Origin of the sequence: Rhodococcoides corynebacterioides (genome assembly GCF_019834675.1) — a bacterium.
GTDB lineage: Bacteria > Actinomycetota > Actinomycetes > Mycobacteriales > Mycobacteriaceae > Rhodococcoides > Rhodococcoides corynebacterioides_A.
Genome location: NZ_JABUBU010000008.1, coordinates 36,881 through 57,455 on the forward strand (window position 1 = coordinate 36,881; position 20,575 = coordinate 57,455).

At 71.1% G+C, this 20,575-nt stretch carries 18 protein-coding genes, 1 tRNA gene and 1 pseudogene; 9 read left to right on the forward strand and 11 right to left on the reverse strand.

Annotated elements, in window-relative coordinates:
* Nucleotides 1–5 precede the first annotated feature (5 nt).
* Nucleotides 6–413 carry a Fur family transcriptional regulator gene (locus tag HQ603_RS10880; protein ID WP_222684566.1) on the reverse strand — a complete coding sequence of 136 codons (408 nt, stop codon included), beginning with the start codon at nucleotides 411–413 and terminating at the stop codon, nucleotides 6–8.
* Complete coding sequence (locus tag HQ603_RS10885; RefSeq protein WP_222684567.1) at nucleotides 410–778, reverse strand: ArsR/SmtB family transcription factor; 369 nt, start codon at nucleotides 776–778, stop codon at nucleotides 410–412. Before HQ603_RS10885 ends, HQ603_RS10880 begins: the two co-directional genes overlap by 4 nt.
* A 206-nt stretch (nucleotides 779–984) precedes the next feature.
* On the opposite strand from HQ603_RS10885, the gene HQ603_RS10890 reads away from it, so the two are divergent.
* Nucleotides 985–2,370, forward strand: a complete 1,386-nt coding sequence (locus HQ603_RS10890) for a glycine--tRNA ligase (protein ID WP_222684568.1) — start codon at nucleotides 985–987, stop codon at nucleotides 2,368–2,370.
* A gap of 86 nt (nucleotides 2,371–2,456) precedes the next feature.
* Here HQ603_RS10890 and HQ603_RS10895 read toward each other — a convergent pair whose 3' ends face one another.
* The gene (locus HQ603_RS10895; RefSeq protein WP_222684569.1) at nucleotides 2,457–4,478 is read right to left on the reverse strand and encodes a TPM domain-containing protein; all 2,022 of its coding nucleotides are present in this window, start codon (nucleotides 4,476–4,478) and stop codon (nucleotides 2,457–2,459) included.
* A 171-nt stretch (nucleotides 4,479–4,649) separates the two neighbouring features.
* Between HQ603_RS10895 and HQ603_RS10900 the strand changes: the two are divergent.
* From HQ603_RS10900 to dnaG, 7 genes and pseudogenes are all read left to right on the forward strand, one after another.
* Nucleotides 4,650–5,540: pseudogene (locus HQ603_RS10900) on the forward strand (ABC transporter ATP-binding protein); the annotation flags it as partial.
* Nucleotides 5,537–6,316, forward strand: a complete 780-nt coding sequence (locus HQ603_RS10905) for an ABC transporter permease (protein ID WP_222684571.1) — start codon at nucleotides 5,537–5,539, stop codon at nucleotides 6,314–6,316. The pseudogene HQ603_RS10900 and the gene HQ603_RS10905, both read left to right, overlap by 4 nt.
* Nucleotides 6,317–6,354: 38 nt before the next feature.
* On the forward strand, nucleotides 6,355–7,491 hold the full coding sequence (locus HQ603_RS10910; RefSeq protein WP_222684572.1) for a sensor histidine kinase: 1,137 nt from the start codon (nucleotides 6,355–6,357) through the stop codon (nucleotides 7,489–7,491).
* Complete coding sequence (locus HQ603_RS10915) at nucleotides 7,488–8,102, forward strand: response regulator transcription factor (RefSeq protein WP_222684573.1); 615 nt, start codon at nucleotides 7,488–7,490, stop codon at nucleotides 8,100–8,102. The genes HQ603_RS10910 and HQ603_RS10915 overlap by 4 nt, the downstream gene beginning before the upstream one ends.
* Nucleotides 8,103–8,157: 55 nt before the next feature.
* A complete protein-coding gene (locus HQ603_RS10920) occupies nucleotides 8,158–8,859 on the forward strand; it encodes a YdcF family protein (RefSeq protein WP_222684574.1) in 702 nt (233 codons plus the stop codon).
* Nucleotides 8,859–10,148 carry a deoxyguanosinetriphosphate triphosphohydrolase gene (locus tag HQ603_RS10925; protein ID WP_222684575.1) on the forward strand — a complete coding sequence of 430 codons (1,290 nt, stop codon included), beginning with the start codon at nucleotides 8,859–8,861 and terminating at the stop codon, nucleotides 10,146–10,148. The genes HQ603_RS10920 and HQ603_RS10925 overlap by 1 nt, the downstream gene beginning before the upstream one ends.
* Nucleotides 10,149–10,201: 53 nt before the next feature.
* The gene (dnaG, locus tag HQ603_RS10930; RefSeq protein WP_222684576.1) at nucleotides 10,202–12,124 is read left to right on the forward strand and encodes a DNA primase; all 1,923 of its coding nucleotides are present in this window, start codon (nucleotides 10,202–10,204) and stop codon (nucleotides 12,122–12,124) included.
* On the opposite strand, the gene HQ603_RS10935 is transcribed toward dnaG, so the two are convergent.
* From HQ603_RS10935 to treS, 8 genes are all read right to left on the reverse strand, one after another.
* Nucleotides 12,121–12,357 (reverse strand): hypothetical protein, encoded by a 237-nt coding sequence (locus HQ603_RS10935; RefSeq protein ID WP_222684577.1) that lies wholly within the window; start codon nucleotides 12,355–12,357, stop codon nucleotides 12,121–12,123. The two genes, dnaG and HQ603_RS10935, sit on opposite strands and share 4 nt — an antisense overlap.
* A 147-nt stretch (nucleotides 12,358–12,504) precedes the next feature.
* Nucleotides 12,505–12,577: transfer RNA gene (locus HQ603_RS10940), tRNA-Asn, on the reverse strand.
* Nucleotides 12,578–12,619: 42 nt separating this feature from the next.
* Entirely contained in the window at nucleotides 12,620–13,180 is a 561-nt protein-coding gene (locus tag HQ603_RS10945) for a hypothetical protein (RefSeq protein ID WP_222684578.1), read from the reverse strand.
* Nucleotides 13,181–13,220: 40 nt separating this feature from the next.
* Nucleotides 13,221–14,120, reverse strand: a complete 900-nt coding sequence (locus tag HQ603_RS10950; RefSeq protein ID WP_222684579.1) for an SDR family NAD(P)-dependent oxidoreductase — start codon at nucleotides 14,118–14,120, stop codon at nucleotides 13,221–13,223.
* 140 nt (nucleotides 14,121–14,260) lie between these two features.
* Nucleotides 14,261–15,331, reverse strand: coding sequence for a YihY/virulence factor BrkB family protein (locus HQ603_RS10955; protein WP_222684580.1), 1,071 nt, complete (start codon nucleotides 15,329–15,331; stop codon nucleotides 14,261–14,263).
* Nucleotides 15,332–15,379: 48 nt separating this feature from the next.
* On the reverse strand, nucleotides 15,380–16,414 hold the full coding sequence (locus HQ603_RS10960) for an NAD-dependent epimerase/dehydratase family protein (protein WP_222684581.1): 1,035 nt from the start codon (nucleotides 16,412–16,414) through the stop codon (nucleotides 15,380–15,382).
* 41 nt (nucleotides 16,415–16,455) lie between these two features.
* Nucleotides 16,456–17,400, reverse strand: a complete 945-nt coding sequence (locus HQ603_RS10965) for a methionyl-tRNA formyltransferase (protein WP_222684582.1) — start codon at nucleotides 17,398–17,400, stop codon at nucleotides 16,456–16,458.
* 45 nt (nucleotides 17,401–17,445) lie between these two features.
* Nucleotides 17,446–19,629 carry a maltose alpha-D-glucosyltransferase gene (gene treS / locus HQ603_RS10970; RefSeq protein ID WP_222684583.1) on the reverse strand — a complete coding sequence of 728 codons (2,184 nt, stop codon included), beginning with the start codon at nucleotides 19,627–19,629 and terminating at the stop codon, nucleotides 17,446–17,448.
* 201 nt (nucleotides 19,630–19,830) lie between these two features.
* On the opposite strand from treS, the gene HQ603_RS10975 reads away from it, so the two are divergent.
* Complete coding sequence (locus HQ603_RS10975; protein ID WP_222684584.1) at nucleotides 19,831–20,574, forward strand: GAF and ANTAR domain-containing protein; 744 nt, start codon at nucleotides 19,831–19,833, stop codon at nucleotides 20,572–20,574.
* Nucleotide 20,575: the final 1 nt, after the last annotated feature.

The following is a 20,575-nucleotide window of genomic DNA, read 5'->3' on the forward strand; positions in this document are numbered from 1 at the left end:
CGCGATCAGGCCTTCGCCGCGCACTCGCTGCACAGGCCGAAGATCTCCGCCGTGTGACTGACGTCGGTGAATCCGTGCTCGCCGGCCACCGACTTGGTCCACCGCTCCACCGCGGCGCCCTCGACCTCCACGGTGAACCCACAGGTGCGACACACCAGGTGATGGTGATGACCGTCGGAGCAGCGGCGATACACCGACTCGCCCGAATCGGTCCGCAGCACGTCGACGGTGCCCGCGTCGGCCATCGCCTGCAGCGTGCGATAGACCGTGGTCAGGCCGATGCCGTCGCCGCGCCGCCGCAACTCGTCGTGCAGGTCCTGCGCCGAGCGGAACTCGTCGACCGTGTCCAGCAGCTCCGAGATCGCGCTGCGCTGCTTGGTCGACCGGAGACCGACGGTCTTCGCCGCGGTCATCGATCGCCACCGTGCGCAGCACCCTCCGTCGCATGCTCCACGGCATCGACGACGATGTGCGCCAGGTGATCGTCCACCAGCCGGTAGAGCACCTCCCGGCCGGACCGCTCACCGCGCACCACCCCGGCCGCCTTGAGCACGCGCAGGTGCTGGCTGATCAACGGCTGGGTGACGCCGAGCGCGCCGACCAACTCGTGCACGCACCGCGCCGACTCGCGCAGCTGCAGCACGATCGCGATCCGCACCGGCGCGGCGAGCGCGCGCAGCAGATCCCCGGCGCCGGTCAGCACCTCCTTGGCCGGCAGATCCGTCGCCGGGTGGGGAAGGGTCGAGCCGGAATCCGGCACCGCGTGCGGCACGCTCATCGAGAGAACACCCCGTCGTCCAGTCGTCGTTATTGGAAATCGTAATCATTATGATATGCGCGATGGCGCATGTCAACCGCCTCGCTCGGCGGACGCCGTGACGCGAGAGCCCCGGTCGGACGGATAGTCTGATGTGTCGCGGCCGGGACACACCACGTTCCGCCGCGCGACCACCGACTCACGACCCGAGATGGAGAACAGGCCCCGTGGCTCCGAAGTCCAAGATCGATACCGTCGCCAACCTGGCCAAACGCCGGGGACTCGTCTACCAGTGCGGCGAGATCTACGGCGGTACCAAGTCCGCGTGGGACTACGGCCCCCTCGGCGTCGAGCTCAAGGACAACATCAAGAAGCAGTGGTGGCGCAACATGGTCACCAGTCGCGAGGACACCGTCGGCCTCGACTCCTCGGTCATCCTCCCGCGCGAGGTCTGGGAAGCGTCCGGCCACGTCGAGACCTTCTCCGACCCCCTGGTCGAATCGCTCCACACCCACAAGCGCTACCGCGCCGACCACCTCCTCGAGGCCTACGAGGAGAAGCACGGCCACCCGCCGGAGAACGGCCTCGCCGACATCCGCGACCCCGAGACCGGCGAGCCCGGCTCGTGGACCGAGCCGCGCGCGTTCTCCGGACTGCTCAAGACCTTCCTCGGCCCCGTGGACGACGAGGCCGGCCTGCACTACCTCCGCCCCGAGACCGCGCAGGGCATCTTCGTCAACTTCGCCAACGTGCTCACCACGTCGCGCAAGAAGCCGCCGTTCGGCATCGGCCAGATCGGCAAGAGCTTCCGCAACGAGATCACGCCCGGCAATTTCATCTTCCGTACCCGCGAGTTCGAGCAGATGGAGATGGAGTTCTTCGTCAAGCCCGGCGAGGACGAGCAGTGGCACCAGTACTGGATCGACTACCGCATGAAGTGGTACACCGACCTCGGCATCGACCCGGAGAACCTGCGCCTCTACGAACACGCCCAGGAGAAGCTCTCGCACTACTCCAAGCGCACCGTCGACATCGAGTACCGCTTCGAGTTCCAGGGCAGCGCGTGGGGTGAGCTCGAGGGCATCGCCAACCGCACCGACTTCGACCTCTCGACGCACGCCAAGCACTCCGGCCAGGACCTCAGCTTCTACGACCAGGCCGCCGACGAGCGCTACACCCCCTACGTCATCGAACCCGCAGCGGGGCTGACCCGTTCGCTCATGGCGTTCCTCGTCGACGCTTACCACGAGGACGAGGCCCCCAACGCCAAGGGCGGCGTGGACAAGCGCACCGTGCTGCGACTCGACCGACGCCTCGCACCCGTCAAGGCCGCCGTGCTCCCGCTCAGCCGCAACGCCGACCTCACGCCCAAGGCGAAGGACCTCGCGGCCGCGCTGCGTCAGCACTGGAACGTCGAATTCGACGACGCCGGCGCCATCGGTCGCCGCTACCGTCGCCAGGACGAGATCGGCACGCCGTTCTGCATCACCGTCGACTTCGACACCCTCGACGACCACGCCGTGACCATCCGCGAACGCGATTCCATGGCGCAGGAGCGGATCGCCCTCGACCAGGTCGAGGGCTACCTCGCCGCCCGGCTGATCGGGAGCTAGAACCGGCCTCCGGAGCTCCTGACCGTTCAGAACCGGCCTCCGGAGCTCCGGACCGTTCAGAACCGGCCTCCGGAGCTCCGGACCGTTCAGAACCGGCCTCCGGAACTCCGGCCTATCCGCCCCGAGGACCCCGACCCACCGAACGACCGGGGTCCGCCACCGAAACCGCCGTAGCCTCCGCTGCGGCGGTTTCCGTAGGAGCGCCCGCCGCCGAAGCCGCCGCGCAGCACGCTGTCGATCAGCACTCCGGTGAGCACGCCCCCGGCCGTGGACCCACCGCCGTAGCCGCCGGAGTGGCGCGGCCGCTGCGTCGCCTCCCAGTCGGCGACGTCGGCCTGCGCCGCGTGCGACGCCTGCGCGGACAGCGACAGGGCGGCCGCGGCGTGCTGCAGGGCGCGCGGCGCGTCGGACTCGGCGAAGTGCTGCGCCGCCTGCAGGTGCCGTTCCGCCTCCGCCAGCCGGGTGCGGGCCTGCACCTTCACGGCGCCGCTGCGCGACGCGACGAACTCGTTCGCCGCCCGGACCTGCGCGGACGCCGCCGCGAGATCGCGGGCCAGGCGTGCGCGGGCGTGCTCGTCGCGCTGCTGCGCCTCCGTCGCCGCGGCGAGCGCGTCGTCGAGCGCCGCGTCGGCGGCGACGAGCGCGTGCATCGCTCCCAGGGGGTCGGTGGTGCCGGAACGTTCGGCACGGTCGAGCGCGGCGACGGTCGCCGCGCGCGCCGACGCCAACGCCTCGCCGCCGTGCGTCGCCAGCCGGTCCGCCGTCGCCACGTCCGCGCGAGCGTCGGCGATCGCGGCGGGCAACTGGTCGACGGCCGCGACGATGTCCTCGTCCGCGTGATCGACCGCGTCGAGCAGGGTGCGGGCGCGGGTGAGCGCACTCTCGGCGGTGCGCACGGCGGCGACCACCGGCCCCTGCTGACCGACCGGCTGCGCGGCCGCGTCCCGACCGTCGTCGATCGCCGACTCCGCGAGTGCGAGTTGCTCCGTCGCGAGCGTGACGTTGTCGGCCACGGGGGCGAGCACCGACGCGTCGTACCGGGACCGCAACGACTCCAGCGTGGCCGCGCAGCCGTCCAGGCGCGCCGTCTGCTCGACCTGCCGCTGCGTCAACGCGTCGAGCCGCGCGCCGGCGTCGATCAGCAGGTTGCGGATCTCGTCGAACTCGGCGACCTTCTCGTCCAGCACGCGGTCCGCCTCGGCGCACGAGGTGATGATCCGCTCGACCATGCGGCGACGCTCGTCCGGTGACTCCGGGATCGCGTCGTCGAGGCGTTGGCGCAGCTCGTGGGCCTCGGCGAGAGCGCGTCGGGCGTCGGCCAACGCCGTCGTGAAGGGGCGCGCACCCGCCTCGCCGAGTTCGTCCGTCGCCGCGGCCAATTCCTCGGCGCTGGCGCGCACGGCCTCGTCCGTCTCGGTGAGGATTTCGCGCGCCCGCTCGTCGAGCACGTCCGCGGGCAGGGCGGCCAGGGCGGCCGGATCGCTGCCGTCCACCGATCGGGCTGCCTCCACCGCCGCGTGACGACGACGCGCGGTCCGGATGCGTCCGAAGGCGATGGCGCCGACGACCACCAGGATCAGCACGGCCACGGCGACCCACAGGCCGGCGGATCCGGAACCGGTGGAGGAGACGGCCGCGGCCAGTCCCGTGGCGGCGGCGGTGGCGGCCCCGGCCCACTGCTCGCCCCGCAGCGCCGGTTCGATGGAGCTCTGCTCGAGGTTCGCGATCTCGGCGTCGGAGATCGCGGTCTGGGCCTGGGGAACGTTCAGCGTGTAGGACCGCGCCTCGGTGGCCACCGCGAGCAGGATGTCGCGGTCACCGAAATCGCTGGCGACGGCGGTCCGTTCACCCCACTGCGCGTAGGGGACGCCGGAGAAGTCGTCGACCAGCACCACCCACATGCGCAGCCCCTGGTCGGTGTAGAGCCGGTCGACGGCGGCCTGCACCTCGGCGCGGTCACCGTCGTCGAGAACCCCGGACAGGTCCGTGACCTGCTCCGGGACGCGGAGCGGCTGCTCGGCGTTCGCGACGCCGCCGCCCAGCAGGGTGGCGAGCAGGATCAGTGCGGCGAGCACACCGCGGGCCGTTCGCGTGGAGGCCGGAGTCATGGGGCGAACCTACCGCGCGCGAACCCGTGACAGTCGTCATGGAGACGTCGTGACGCACGGCCCGGGAACCGGAGGCGCGCCGCGAGCATCGTCGTTCCCATGACAGCGAACCCACACACCACACCGGCCGTCGAACTCGACGGTCTGCACAAGAGCTTCGGCTCCGTCACCGCGGTCGACGGTCTGTCCCTGACCGTCCGTCCCGGTGAGATCGTCGCCTTCCTCGGCCCCAACGGCGCCGGGAAGACCACCACCCTCGACATGCTGCTCGGGCTGACCCGGCCGGACCGCGGCACGGTCCGCGTTTTCGGCGGGGCGCCGCGCGAGGCGGTGGCGTCGGGTCGGATCTCTGCCGTTCTGCAGTCGGGGGGCCTGCTGCGCGACGTCACCGTCGTCGAGACCGTGCGACTCGTCGCGGCTCTGCACTCGAGTACCCGACCCGTCGACGAGGTCCTGCAGCGCGCCGGCATCGCCGACATCGCCGACCGCGTGGTGGGGAAGTGCTCCGGCGGTCAGCAGCAGCGGCTTCGGTTCGCGCTGGCGCTGCTGCCGGATCCCGACCTGGTGGTGCTCGACGAGCCGACCACCGGCATGGACACGCTCGGTCGTCGCGACTTCTGGGCCGCGATGCGGGCGGACTCCGCGCGCGGGCGGACCGTCCTGTTCGCCACCCACTACCTCGAGGAAGCCGACGCCTACGCCGACCGCATCGTGCTGGTGCGCGCGGGCCGGATCGTCGCCGACGGCACGGCCGCCGAGGTGAAGAACCTCGCGGCGGGGCGACGCGTCACCGCCGTCGTCTCGGACGTCGATCGCGCTGCGCTGCTGCGCATTCCGGGGGTCGACGACGTGCAGAGCCAGGGCGACCGCATCGTCGTCCACAGCACGCGGTCGGACCTGGTGGCGCGCTACCTGCTGACGACCACCGACGCGCGCGATCTCGAGATCGTTCCGCGCAGCCTGGAGGACGCCTTCCTGAGCCTCACCACCGACAGCCCGTCCACCGACAGGCCGACCACCGACACCACCGAGTCCCTCACCACCACCGGGAGTCCCGCATGACCACCACCGTCGACCGTCCGCGCGCCGTGCCCGCCCACGGCGGCTTCAGCCTGCTCTTCCTGGGTCTCGAGCTGCGCCGCCTGCTGCGCAACCGCCGCACCCTCGTCTTCACCCTCGTGATTCCGCCGGTCTTCTTCGCCGTCTTCGGACTCTCCGGCGACCTCCGCACGGAGACGGTCGGCTCGGCCAACGTCACCGGCTACGTCATGGTGAGCATGGCGCTCTACGGCGCGATGCTCGCGACCACCAGCGGCGGCGCCATGGTCTCGATCGAGCGCGGCGTGGGGTGGAGTCGGCAACTGCGGCTCACCCCGCTCGACCCCGTCGCGTACGTCGCCACCAAGGTGGCCGTCGCCATGGCCCTGGGGCTGGTGTCGGTGACCACCGTGTTCGCGGTCGGCGCCCTCACCGGAGCCCATCTCACCGCCGTCGCCTGGGTGACGTGCTTCGTGCTGGCCTGGGTGACCTCCGTCGTCTTCGCCGCGTTCGGCCTCTTCATGGGTTACGTGCTGCCTTCGGAGAACGTCATGCAGATTCTGGGGCCCGGTCTGGCGCTGCTCGCCTTCGCCGGCGGCCTGTTCGTCCCCGCCGGCGGGTGGTTCGCCGACGTGGCGAAGGTCGTGCCCACCTGGGGCGTCGCCACCATCGCCCGCGCTCCGATCGGCGACGTGACGGCCGCGAGTCTCGGCGAGGCGATCGTCAACGTGCTCGTGTGGACGGCGGTGTTCGTCCTCGGCGCCCGGGCGATGTTCCGCCGCGACACCGCCCGCGGTTGACCCCGCGTGACCGACGGGACACGTCTAGCGTGGCGACGATGACGGACATCGTCGCCACGCTCACGGGCCGCGAGGTCGAGCAGCGGCAGCGCCGGGGGTGGCTGTTCGGCGCCATCTGGCTGGCGTTCCTCGTCTACCCGCTGGGGCGGATCCTGCAGTACCCGGGGCCGTGGTCGTGGACGGTCGCCGGATGCGTGTCGCTGGCGCTGTTCGCCGTGGCCTTCCTCGTGGGCTTCCGCGAGTTCCGTCGCCGCCTGCACGACGACGACCGGCGGCCCGAGCAGACCCGGCGCGCGTGGGCCACGCTGGTCCTGCTCACCGCTCTGCTGGTCCCCGTGGTTCCGGCCGCCGGGGATTCCGTGCTCACCGGGTCGGTGTACCTCGCGGTGTTCGGCATCATCACCCTGCCGGGTCGCACGGGTGTCGCGGTGGTCGCCGTCGTCGCGGCCGCCGTGGAGATCCTTCCGCGGGTGGTCGACGGGTGGACCCCCGACAACTCCGCCGCCATCACGGTGGTCGCCGCGGCCATGGCCGCCTGGGGCGTGAAGACGCTGATCCAGCGCAACGCCCAACTGCTCGAGGTGCGGCGGCGCCTCGCCGACCTCGCCGTCGTCGAGGAACGGGAACGCCTCGCCCGCGACGTGCACGACATCCTCGGCCACTCGCTCACCGTCGTCACCGTGAAGGCCGAGCTGGCGGGGCGCCTGATCGAGCACGACCCGCGTCGTGCCAGCGCGGAGATCGCCGACATCGAGGCTCTCGCCCGGCAAGCCCTCGCCGACGTCCGGTCGACGGTCGGCGGGTTCCGGCACCTGCGGCTCGACGAGGAGTTGCTCGGGGCGCGCAGCGCGCTCGACGCGGCGGCGATCGAGCTGCGCCGCCACGGAAACGTCGACGACGTCCCGGAGGACCGACGTGAACTGTTCGCCCGCGTACTCCGCGAGGCGGTGACCAACGTCGTCCGCCACAGCGGCGCCTCGACCTGCACGGTGGACCTGGGACGAGAGCGCATCACCGTCGAGGACGACGGAGTCGGGCCCGGCGCCGGGGGACAGGGTGCCACCGGGTCCGGCCTGAGCGGGTTGGCCGACCTGGTGCGCGACGCCGGCGGGACACTGACCATCGCCCGCGGCACCCGCGGCGGGTTCCGGGTGACGGCGGAGGTGCGCGCATGACCGACTCCATCAGGCTGCTCCTCGCGGACGATCAGTCCCTCGTCCGCGGCGCGGTCGCCGCCCTCCTGGGACTCGAGCACGACCTCGAGGTGGTCGCCGAGGTCGGTCGCGGCGACGAGGTGATCCCGGCCGCGCGGCAGCACCGCCCCCACGTCGCGCTTCTGGACGTCGAGATGCCCGGCGGCGACGGCATCGAGACCACCGCCGCTCTGCGCGCCGCAGTGCCCGACTGCCGAGTGTTGGTGGTGACCACCTTCGGCCGGCCCGGCTACGTCCGTCGCGCGCTCGACGCGGGCGCGAGTGGCTTCGTCGTCAAGGACACTCCGGCGCGCGCCCTCGCGGACGCGGTGCGCCGGGTGCACGCGGGTCTGCGCGTCGTCGACCCCACGCTCGCCACCGAGACGCTGACGGCCGGGACGTCGCCCCTGACGGCACGCGAGCGGGACGTGTTGATCGCGGCGCGCTCGGGCGGCACGGCGTCGGCGATCGCGCGGGAGCTGCACCTGTCGGAAGGCACCGTGCGCAACCACCTCTCGGCCGCGATCGGCAAGACCGGGGCCGCCACCCGGGCCGAGGCCGTGCGGGTGGCGCTCGACAACGGGTGGCTCTGACCGCCTCGCGCGCCGCACACGACCGTCACAGGCGCGGCTGGCAAACTGGTCCGCGATGAGTACGGACTACTACGACGACCGCGACGGGTACCGCGGCACCTCGACCCGCCCACCCCGGTTGGGCTTCGGGGGCACGCTGGCGCGGTGGATCCGTCGGCTGATCGCGGGCGTCGTCCTGGTCGGACTGCTGGTGGTGGTGGGCACGGCCGTGCGGGTCTGGCAGGTGGCGCGGATCGACGACCACACGCCGTCCGACGCCATCGTGGTCCTCGGGGCGGCGCAGTACGACGGCGTGCCGTCCTCGGTGTTCGAAGCCCGGCTGGCGCAGGCGTCGGCGCTGTACCAGGCGGGCATCGCGCCGCTGGTGGTCACCGTGGGCGGCAAGCAGGTGGGGGACAACTACACCGAAGCCGCATCGGGCCGCACCTACCTGATCGACCAGGGGGTCCCGGCGGACGACGTCGTCGCCGTCGAGGAAGGCTCGGACACGCTGCGCAGCATCGAGGCGGTGGCGGCGGAGTTGCAGAACCGCGGACTGAACCGGGTGACCCTGGTGAGCGATCCGTGGCACTCGCTGCGGACGCGCACCATGGCGCAGGACGCCGGCCTGGACGCGTGGACCTCGCCCACCCGGCAGGGCCCCGCCGTCTACACGCGAGAATCGCAGATCCACGGAATCGGCCGGGAGACAGGCGCTCTGCTGTGGTACCAGCTGACCCATCACTCGGCGGACTTCGCCTACACGGCGGGACAGTGATGGTCGCCGACGGGCCCGCCGCCGAGGCCTACACCGACGCCGACGTCGACCGTCGCGTGTCCGAGGCGCCGAAGTCCGCCGGCCTCGCGCCGGAGGCGGCCGCCGAGTCGCGCGGCGCGTTCGCCCGCGACCGCGCACGGGTGCTGCACTCGGCGGCGCTGCGCCGCCTCGCGGACAAGACCCAGGTGACCGGTCCGCGGGAAGGGGACACGCCGCGCACGCGGCTGACCCACTCGCTCGAGGTGGCGCAGATCGGGCGCAGCATCGCCGACGGCATCGGGTGCGACCCCGACCTGGTCGAGCTCGCCGGGCTCGCCCACGACATCGGTCATCCGCCCTACGGCCACAACGGGGAGCGCGCGCTCGACGAGGTCGCCGCGTCCTGCGGAGGCTTCGAGGGCAACGCGCAGAACCTGCGCATCCTCACCGCGCTGGAACCGAAGGTGTTGGGCGACGACGGGCGCAGCGCCGGACTCAACCTCACCCGCGCGTCGTTGGACGCGGCGATCAAGTACCCGTGGACCAGGCCGTCGCCGGGGGCCAAGTTCGGCGCCTACGACGACGACGCCGCCACCCTGGCCTGGGTGCGCGCCGGGGCGCCGGAGCGGCGGCAGTGCCTCGAAGCGCAGGCCATGGACTGGGCCGACGACGTCGCGTACTCCGTGCACGACGTCGAGGACGGCGTCATTGCCGGGCGTATCGACCTACGTTCGCTCGCCGACCCCGCGGAACAGGACGGGTTGGCCGACCTCGCGATCCGCGAATTCCGCGGCCTGGACCGCGACCTCATGTGCGACGCGGCGCAACGGCTCTCCGAGCTGCCCGTGGTCGCCGACGCCGCCGGGTACGACGGCACCCTGGTCCGCTCCGTCGCCCTCAAACGCATGACGAGCGAATTGGTCGGGCGCTTCACCACGGCCGCCGTCTCGTCCACCCGGGAGGCCGCCGACGGACGCGCGGTGCGGCGCTACGACGCCGACCTGTCCGTTCCCGATCTGGTCCGCGCCGAGGTGGCGCTGCTCAAGACCATGGCGCTGCGGTACGTCATGTCCGACGACGGCCACCGCCGCCGCCAGGACCGCCAACGCGACCGCATCCACCGCGTCGCCGCGTGGCTGCTGCACTCCGCACCCGCCTCGCTCGACCCGATGTTCCTGCCGGCCTGGTCCGCCGCCGGTGACGACGCCGCCCGCACCCGCGTCGTCGTCGACCAGATCGCCTCCTGCACCGAGTCCCGGCTGGAACGCATCGACGCCGCCAGCCTCGGCGCGCAGGCGTCGTGGGGTTAGAGCGGCCCGCTCGCCCCTGCGGGGCCGTCGGACCGGACGCCTAGACTGTCCCGGTGGCCGGCCGAATACCCGAACGAGACATCGCGGCCGTTCGTGAACGGACGCGCATCGAGGACATCGTCGGCGAGTACGTCGCCCTGAAGGCGCCGCGCGGCGATTCCATGATGGGCCTGTGCCCGTTCCACGACGAGAAGACGCCGTCGTTCCACGTGCGGCCCAATCACGGCACGTTCCACTGCTTCGGGTGCGGTGAGGGTGGGGACGTCTATACGTTCCTGCAGAAGATGGAGCACATCAGCTTCGTCGAGTCGGTCGAGCAGCTCGCCGACCGGCTGAACTACCGCATCGACTACGAGGGCGGCGGCACCTCCGTCCAGCGGGACCGCGGCACGCGCGCGCGTCTGGTCGCGGCCAACGCTGCGGCGCAACAGTTCTACGCCGAGCAGCTCGGGTCGCCCGAGGCGCAGGCCGCGCGGGACTACCTGACCGAGCGCAACTTCGACGCGGCCGCCGCGCGGCAGTTCGGCTGCGGATTCGCTCCCAGCGGGTGGGACACGCTGACCAAACACCTGCTGAAGAAGGGGTTCGAGTTCGCCGAGCTAGAAGCCGCGGGGCTGGCGCGGCAGGGCAAGCGGGGTCCGATGGACCGGTTCCACCGCCGACTCCTGTGGCCCATCCGCAACCTCGCCGGCGACGTCATCGGCTTCGGCGCCCGCAAGATCTTCGACGACGACACCATGCCCGGCAAGTACGTCAACACGCCGGAGACGTTGCTGTACAAGAAGTCCCAGGTGCTCTTCGGTCTCGATCTGGCCAAGAAGGACATCGCGAAGGGCCACCAGGCCGTCGTCGTCGAGGGGTACACCGACGTCATGGCGATGCACCTGGCCGGCGTGACCACCGCCGTCGCCTCGTGCGGCACCGCGTTCGGTGACGACCATCTCGCGCTGCTGCGTCGGCTGCTCATGGACGACAAGTTCTGGCGCGGCGAGATCATCTACACCTTCGACGGCGACGAGGCCGGGCAGGCCGCGGCGATGAAGGCGTTCTCGGGCGATCAGAAGCTCGCCGGCCAGACGTTCATCGCCGTCGCGCCCGAGGGAATGGACCCGTGCGATCTGCGACTGCGCCAGGGCGACGCCGCGGTGCGCGACCTCGTCGCACGTCGTACTCCGTTGTTCGAGTTCGCCATTCGCGGCGCCCTCGCCGAGTGCAACCTCGACACCGCCGAGGGTCAGGTGGAGGCGCTGCGCCGGACCGTCCCGATGGTCGCGCAGATGAAGGACCGCGCGCTGCGGGACAACTACGCGGCGCGCCTGTCCGGCTGGGTGGGGTGGATCGACGAGCGCATGGTGGTCGGCCGGGTCCGCGAGGAGGCCGCGAAGATCGCCAAGGGCGCGGCGCCCGCCCCGCTGCGTCGACCGTCCAAGTCCAGCGAGGACTCCGCGGCACCGGCAGGCCCCGCCCACCCGCGTCGGGACGACCCCACGCTGTGGCCGCAGCGCGAAGCGCTCAAGGCGGTGATGCAGCACCCGGGCATCGCGGGCTCGGTGTTCGACTCGCTGCCCCCGGAGACCTTCGGCCACCCCGCGTACGCCGCGGTCTCGGACGCGGTGCGCGAAGCCGGCGGCACCGCGGCGGGACTCGGGGGAGGGGAGTGGCTCGATGCCGTCGGCAAGAAGGCCGAGACGAAGGGCCTACGGTCCCTGGTGACCGAGCTGGCGGTCGAGCCGATGCCCATCTCGGAGGAGGCGACCCCGCGCTACATCTCGGGCGTGCTGGCCCGGCTGCAGGAAGTCTGGGTGGGCCGTCAGGTCGCCGAGCTGAAGTCCAAGCTCCAGCGCATGTCGCCGGTGGAGAAGCCGGACGACTACAACGCGCTCTTCGGCGACCTCATCGCGCTCGAGCAGTACCGCCGCAGCCTGCTCGAGCAAGCCGTCGGCAGCACCACCGACGCGGAGTTCCCCGCGATCTAGAGCTGGTCGCGCGGAACGAACACCTGGGTGTCGTCGTACTGCTTCATGGGCTCGAGCTTCGGCTGGGTGCTCAGCGAATCGGACAGCTTCTGCCGGCTCGCGGTGACGATCTTCTTGGTGGCCGGGCTCGACGCGACAGCCTTGGTCGCGCGGGAGATCTGCTCGTAGCGACCGCGGCCGGCCTTGGTGCCGAGCACGTATCCGGCTGCGACGCCGACCAACAAACGCATCATGAGTGCAGCGGTCCTCTCGGTGGTCGGATGACGGGGTGTCCATCCTGCCCGATGGCATACCCCGGCGCGTGCACCCCACCCCTCGCCCGACGCCCGGACACGAGAAAGCCCCGGATCGACGACGCGCGATCCGGGGCTGTTTCCGAGCTCCCCCATCTGGACTTGAACCAGAAACCCTTCGATTAACAGTCGAATGCTCTGCCAATTGAGCTATGGGGGAATGCAGCAGCCGGTGCGTGACCGGCCGAGATGAGACTCTAACTCATAGCACCCGTGCACTGCCAAATCGCCTGGTACCACCCGTTCCCCACACCCCGAGCAGGGCGAAGATCAGCAGCACCACACCCGATCCGACGCCCGCCGTCAGGTCCGTGGCGACGGCGGGCGCGCCCGCGAACGCGAGCGCCAGCCCCGCCACACCGAGGGCGGTGAGAGCCCCGCCGAGCACGTGGAACAGCCGCAGCCGCCACAGCACCGCGAGCACGACGAAGTGGATGCCGACGACGGTGGCCACCCACGCGACACCGGCCTGCGGGTGCCCGGCCGCCGCGACGACGCGCACGCCGATCACGATGGCCACCACCTCGGCCGCGACGACGGCCCAGTAGCCGCGCCCGAACGGCCGCACCGACGGCGGGGTGGCCGGCTCGGGGCCGCGCGCGATGCCTACCAGGACCGCCGCCGTGGCCGCCACGGCGACAACCACGAGCGCGGCCCGGACGACGGTTGGGGAGCTCGCGGAGTTGACGAGCACGAACACCAGGCCGAACGCCGCACCGATCAGCGATCCGAGGTGCTGGGGGGCGAGGCGTCGGGAAGACATGCCCGTCAGTCTGACTCAGGATCGGTCCGGTGAGGGGTAATCACTGTCGATAGGGGCTCCGGGAGCGAAATACATTGCCCTCCGCATCGTCTTTGGGTTCCCGCGAGATGCCGAAGCGCCACATCAGCGGACCCACGAGGCGATCGAACACCGCGGGGACCAGGGTGTAGCCGGCGGCCGCGGCCTTGTTGACGTAGCCGAACACCGCGTCGGCATCGCGCTCGCGCTGGGGCTTGCGCACCACACGGTCGACGGCGCGGGCGATGACCTCGGGCGTGGTCACCGGCGGCGGGGGCGAGCCGGCGCGGCCGACCACGGTGGCGGCCTGCTCGTAGATCGGGGTGCGGACGGCACCGGGCGCCACCGAGCTGACGTGGATGCCGGGGTACTTCTGCATCTCCTGCTGCAGCGTGCGGGTGAGGCCGCGCAGGCCCCACTTGGCCGTCACGTAGGTGCCCATCCAGGGCACGGCGATGCGGCCGAGGAGCGACCCGATGATGACGAGGTGCCCGTGGCCCTGGTCGCGGTAGACGGTCAGGACCGAGCGCGCGACGTTGGCGGCCCCGATCAGATCGACGGAGATCGCGTGGTCGAAGACCTCTGCGGGGGTGTCGAGGAACGTGCCGTAGGACATGACCGCGGCGCTGTGGACGCACACGTCGAGGCGCCCGAATTGCTCGATGCACTCGGTGACGACCTTCTGGACCTCGTCGCCGTCGGCGACGTCGACGGGCTTGACCGAGACCTCACCGGCGCCGCGACGACGGCACTCGTCCGCGACGTCCTCGAGACCGTCGCGCCCCCGTGCGCACAGGACGAGCGACCATCCCCGTTCGGCGTAGAGGTGAGCGGTGGCGCGGCCGATGCCGCTGGATGCTCCGGTGATCAGGGCGGTGCCGGGACCGGGCCGGTCGTGACGGGACGAACTGGTGGACGACATGATGCCTCGCAGACGTGCGCAGGACGCGCACCGAGATGGAATCGAACGAGGCGCCGAGGGTTGGACGCCGGGAACCGCGATCGCAGGTGCCGCGGGTGATGTGAAGGGTTCGGGGCCGCTGCGCCCCGCGGACGTCCTCGCTACCGCGAGGTGGAGTCGTCCTTGCCGCGGGAGAGTCGCAGCGAGCGACCCCGCTCGACGTGCTCGGCGTCCTTCTCCGCGTTCTTCTCCGAGACGCGGGTGTCCCGCTCCGGCAGCTGCAGGTGCTCCTCGGCCCGCAGGCCGGCCTGCAGTTCGCGTCCCCGCTCGAGCTCGGAGTCGAGTTCGGCGCCGAACAGCAGCGCGAGGTTGGTGATCCAGAGCCAGAGCAGGAAGACGACGACGCCGGCCAGCGATCCGTACGTCGCGTTGTAGCTCGAGAAGTTGGCGACGTAGAACCCGAACAGCGCCGAGGCGACGATCCAGGTGACGATGGCCAGCGCGGCCCCCGTGCTGACCCACCGGAACTTCGGCTGCTTGACGTTGGGTGTGGCGTAGTAGAGCACCGCCACCGCGACGATCACCAGGATCAGGATGATGGGCCAGCGCGCGATGTTCCAGACCATCAGGGTGGTGTCGCCGAGGCCCACGGCGTCGCCGATCGCCTTCGCCACCGGTCCGCTGACGGCGAGCATCAGGGCGCCCGCGGCGAGGCAGATCAGGCCGATCAGGGTCACCAGCAGCATGACCGGGCGCAGCTTCCACACCGGCCGTCCCTCGTCGACCTCGTACATCCGGTTCATCGCGCGACCGAACGCGCCGACGTACCCGGAGGCGGACCAGATAGCGCCCGCGAGACCGATGATCAGCGCGAGCCCGGCGGTGGGCGTCGCCACCAACTGGGCGATGGGCTCGCGCAGCGAGTCGACGGCCGAGGACGGCCCGAGGTCGGAGACGATGTCGAGCACCGCGTTCACCGTGCGCTCGCCCTGCCCGAAGACGCCCAGCAGCGACACCATCGCGAGCAGCGCCGGGAAGATCGACAGCACCGCGTAGTAGGTGAGGGCGGCGGCGAGGTCCGTGCACTGGTCCTTGGAGAATTCGCGCGCCGTCTTGCGCACCACGTAGAAGAACGACGGCTTGGTCAGATCGGTCGGCGAGTCGGGTTTGCGGTCGTCGTCCGGATCGTGCGACGTCGACGGGTCGGCGGCGGTCGGTCGCGTGGTGGTCATACCGACCGTCTTCCCCTGCGTCGGGCGGGGGAAACCGTGGACGTGCCCTCAGGTGTGGTCGGACAGCGGCGGCGTGGGGGCGTCGGCGACGGTGTGCACGCCGCGGACGAACTCGGCCAGGGCGTCGCGGGCCGTGTACCGCGGAGTCCACCCCAGTTCGGTGCGCGCACGGTCGGTGTTCATGACCGGCAGGCGCAGGACCGCGTCGAACAGGCCGGGGTCGGTGGGGACCAGGCGGGCCGTGAACAGGGCATCGAGCGCGAGCCGCACCGCCCCGGCGGGAACCGGGAACAACCGCGCTCCCAGCACGTCCGCGAAGGTCCTCGGAGCGATGACGGGATCGGCGGCGACGTTGAACGGCCCCGCCACCTCGGTGGTGGCCGCTGCCGCGAACGCGCGTCCGACGTCCTCGGTGTGCACGCCCTGCAGCACCAGCCCGGGCACGTCGGGAAAGAGGGGGATCAAGCCGGGGCGGACCAGTCGCGCGGGAACGAGCGGCCCGCCGAACAACTTGCGCTGCTCGGTGGCGGCTTCCTCGCGGAAGACGAAGCCGGGCCGCATCCGGACGACACGAACCGAGGGGTGCGCGGCCTCGAATCCGTCCAGGACGCGTTCGAGGTACGACTTCTCGCGGGTGTACGCCGCGCCCTGCCACCCGTGGGTGGGCCAGGACTCGTCGACCGGGCGGTCCTTCGGGCCGGGTGCGTACGCGCCGACCGACGACGCGTGGACCAGGGCGGGGACGCGCGCCGCGGCCACGGCGTCGAACACGTTCATGGCGCCCACCACGTTGGCGTTCCACGTCGCGATGGGATCGCGGGTCGGTTGGAACTGCCAGGCCAGGTGGACGACGACGTCGACTCCCTCGAACAACGGCGCCAGGTCGTCGCGGGCGATGTCGGCGGCCGCGACCCGCGTCTTCGGGGGCGACCAGGCGTCGGGATCGGGTGCGCGGCGGGCGATCGCGAGGATCGCGCCGACGCGGTCGTCGGCGGCGAGGGCGTCGACGACGGCGGTGCCGAGGTTGCCGGTGGCGCCGGTGACGGCGACGGTCAGGCCGGGTGCACTGGTGGGGTTGCTCACCGGCCTGCGATACCCGCGGCGGTGGGGTGGAAACGACCCGATCAGGGCCGGTCGGTGAGGTACCCGCCGCCGTGCGGGAAGAACTCCGCCGCGGGGACGGTCCGGCCGTCCGCCGTGCGCACCTCGTCGATCACGAGTGCCCGGTTGCGGCCGAGGTGGGCCGAGGGGCCGGCGACGACGGCCATGCCGTCGCCCTCGTGGATGAACACCCGTCCGGGGGTGCCGCCGTAGAGGCAGGTGGACACGTGGGCGCGGGTGATGTCGATGCGCTGCCCGCGGTGGTGGGTCCAGGCGCCGGGGTAGGGATCCGACTGCGCACGGATCAGCCGGTCGATCTCCTCGGCCGGCCAGGTCCAGTCGATGCGGCTGTCGAGGTCCGATCGCTTGTGGAAGAACGTGCGCTGCGTCAGATCCTGCGGCGTCCAGACGGCCGTGCCGTTCTCGATGGCGGCGAGTGCCTCGGTCAGGACCTCCGGAATGAGGTCGATGGTGGCCTGGACCAGCTCGGTCGCGGTGTCCCGCGGGCCGATGGGGACCGCGCGCTGGATCACGACGTCGCCGGTGTCGAGTTCGTCGTCCATGCGGTGCGCGGTCAACCCGGTCTCCGCGGCGCCGCTGATCAGCGACCAGATGACGGGGGAGAAGCCGGTGAAGCGGGGCAACAACGAGTCGTGCAGGTTCAGCGTGCCGTGCGGGGGCGCGTCGAAGATGTGGCGCGGCAGCTTGGTGCGCCAGTTGTTGGCGATCGCGATGTCCGGTGCGGCGTCGCGCAGGCGCGCCTCGAGTTCGTCGTCGGGACGCTGCGCCAGGTGTACCGGGATGCCGTGCGCCCGCGCGAGGTCCTCCACGGAGTCCGCCCAGATCGTCTCGTAGGAGTGCTCGCTCGGGGGGTGCGTGACCACGAGGACCACCTCGTGCGGGGAGTCGAGGAGGGCCTGCAGGGTGCGGTGACCCCAGGTCTGATACCCGAACATCGCAACGCGCATGCGGGATAGATTAGCCTAACCTTCCTCGCGTGCGACGCCGGGTGGTCAGCCCCGGAGCATCACCGGAACCCCCTGGTACGGGGCGAGCGTCATGGGGAAACTGCCGAGCTCGTCGACCGTCCCGATCTCGTGATCGGTGAACAGGTCGATCACCGTCGCGCCGCCGGGCAGGTGCTTCGACTGCACGGTCGCCACGATCTCGTCACCCGTGAAGTTCAGGACCGTGGCCGAGATCGCCCCGTTGGCCAGCTGGTGCACCATCACCAGCAGCCCCTTGTGCGACACCGACGGCACGTCGAGCTGCGTGGCGGTGGCGATGCCGTAGCGGTTCCGCACGTCGAGCACACGGGAGAGCTGTCGGACGAACGACTGCGCGTCCGCCATCTGTTCCGGCAGCGAGCCGTAGAGACTGCGCCCGCGCGGAATGCCGGACTCGGACCTCGTCGCCTCGGGCGCGTAGTTCATCAGATCGTGCGCGCCGCGGTTGATCCAGCGGGTGTCGCCCTCCGCGATCAGGTCGGCCACCTCCTCGGCCGGCACGGGCAGCACGCCGCACAGGTCCCATCCGGACAGCGCGAACACGCCCGGCTGCAGCGCGTTGTACATCGCGAGCAGCAGGTGCGCCTGCTTGACCGTCTCGATGTCGCGGTCGTCCATGCGGTCGAGGTCGCGGATGCCCAACGACGCGGTGATGACCGACGCCGTGGTGCAGGCGATGCCGTTGTTGGTGAACGTGCGGTTGTACGGCGCCCACCGGCCGGTGAGTCGCTCGCACAGTTCGGCGCGGATCTGATCACCCAGATCGCCGCCCGTGATCACGTCACCGCCGTAGGAGAACTCGTCCTCCTTGTGCAGCGTCGCGAAGTGCACCAGCTCGAACGTCATCTCGTCGTGGTTCTGCAGCGCGTGCACCAGCGAGCCGGTGTCGACGCCGTGATCGCGCGCGAGGTTCATCGTCAACCGCAGGAACTCGGTGTTCCCCATGACCAACGCGTGGTGGTACGCCGGGCGGTTGATGAAGTCGTACGACAGGTCCGCGCCGCTGCCGCCCATCGCCTTGATGTCGTCGATGGTGAGGTTGAGTTCCTGGAAGGTGAAGCCGCCCATCTTGCGCACCACACTCGCGATGAGGTGGTTCGCGGCCTCCGACAGCGGATGGCCCTCCGACCAGCCGGGCCCCTCGGTGCGACGCTCGACGCCGAGGAAGCCGTTGGCGTCCAGACGGAGGGCGCCCGCGCCGAGGTCGGCGATGGAGTGGCACGCGTCGCCGATGACCAGCCGCATCCCGGCGAACGACGGGTCCAGCCAGTTGATCGACGGCTGCCCCGCCTTGAAGTAGTGGAGGTAGACCCAGCGCCGCTCCACGCCGTCGACACCCCGGATGATGGGGGTGGCGCTCCAGTTGGTCTCCTTGACGCCCATCTCGTAGAAGATGACGCGCTGCAGTTGACCGACGATGTAGCCGGCCCTGGCCAGTTCGGCCTCGGCGTCCGCGTCGATGTTCACCGAGTCCCGGCCCGCCCCGACCTTGGGCAACAGATGCCAGTCCTGCGGCTCGATCTCCACCATGTGGTAGATGCCGGGGTAGTCGGAGTAGGCCATCTCGGCGAGCCGGAAGTCGGCACCCTTGCCGGTGTGGCCCGGCACGATGTCGTCGATGACGATGCCCTCGTACGCCGAGGCGACCACGCAGAGGCGACGGAACTCCTCCTCGGACCCGAACGCCGGGTCGATCTGCATGCTCACCCGGTCGAAGTGCCCGTCGACGGACGGGGTGGCGTGCCAGCCGTGCAGCCCGCCGGCCTCCTTCACCGGACCGGTGTGCACCGCGGTGATGCCGATGTCCGAGAACAGCTGCCACAGCGACTCGTCGCCGAGCGTGGCCAGGAAGCTCTGGCCCGGCGAGGCGATGAGCGAGATGGGGTAGGCGGTGAACCAGACCGGGGCGCGCTCGACGGCGCCGCGCGGATCGGGCGAGGCGTACGGGTTCTGCCACATGCTGCCCTTGCCGGACAGCTGCTCGGCGATCAGCTTCGCGTCCTGCAGCATGGACCGCTGCACCAGCCAGGACACGTACTCGGGGTTGTCCGCCGCGGCGTCGCTGCGCGGGACGTCGCCCGCCGTCCGGTAGGCACGTCGCACCGAGGGCTTGAGCGGACGAGGTCGAGCCGGATAGAAGCTCTCGTCGTACGTGATCTCGCTGGGCTCGTGCTGCACTTCCGGATCCACAGTTCCTCCGCTTTCGCCTGATCGCTCGGATACGACTGTTCCCGCGTGAGCACACGGACGGCCGGGTCGGGGACATCCCGGCACCGTCGGGCGTCTACCCGACGCCGTGCTCGCCGAAACGAGTAGCGCCCTCGGGCGAGCCTACGCAGCCGGATCCCGTCTGTTCCGGCCGGTTCGCGCCCCGTGTGATCGAATATCACCATGGACACCGAGGGGCAGGCCCGATCGAGCCTGACGCCCGCGCGGCTCGGGGAAATTCTCGGGGCGCTGGGCAGTCGCATCGAGGACACCGATCAGGTGGTCGAACTGCTGCAGCGCGCCGTCGACCTCGCCCACGACATCATCCCCGGTGCCGACAGTTGCGGCGTGACAATCGATTTCGACGGCGCCACCTACACCGCGACGTACACCGACGAGCTGACGCTGACGGTCGACCGTCACCAGTACGAGGCCGGTGAGGGCCCGTGCCTGCACGCCTCGCGCACCGGCGAGAGCGTGGTGGTGAACTGCACCGAGCAGGACGAGCGGTGGCCCGAGTTCACCGACGCCGCCCGCGCGGAAGGTGTGCTCTCGGTGCTCGCCTCACCCATCCGGACCCTGGACGGGGTGATCGGCTCCTTCAATCTCTACGGCCTCGCCGAACGCGCCTTCGACGATCTCGACACCGACGTCCTCGAGGGCATCACGACGACGGTGGGTCGCGCCATCGGTGAGCACGCGCGCTACAGCGACGCGACGTCGGCCGTGCGCGGACTGCGTGAGGCCATGGAGCAGCGAGCGCCCATCGAACAGGCCCGCGGCATCATGATGGCGATGGACGGCGTCGACGCCGAGGCCGCGTTCGCGACGCTCACCGCCGAGGCGCAGCGCCGGGGCATGCGCGTCCGCGACGTCGCGGCGGAATTCGTCCGGTCGACGTCGGCGCGAGACCACTCCGCCGAGTGAC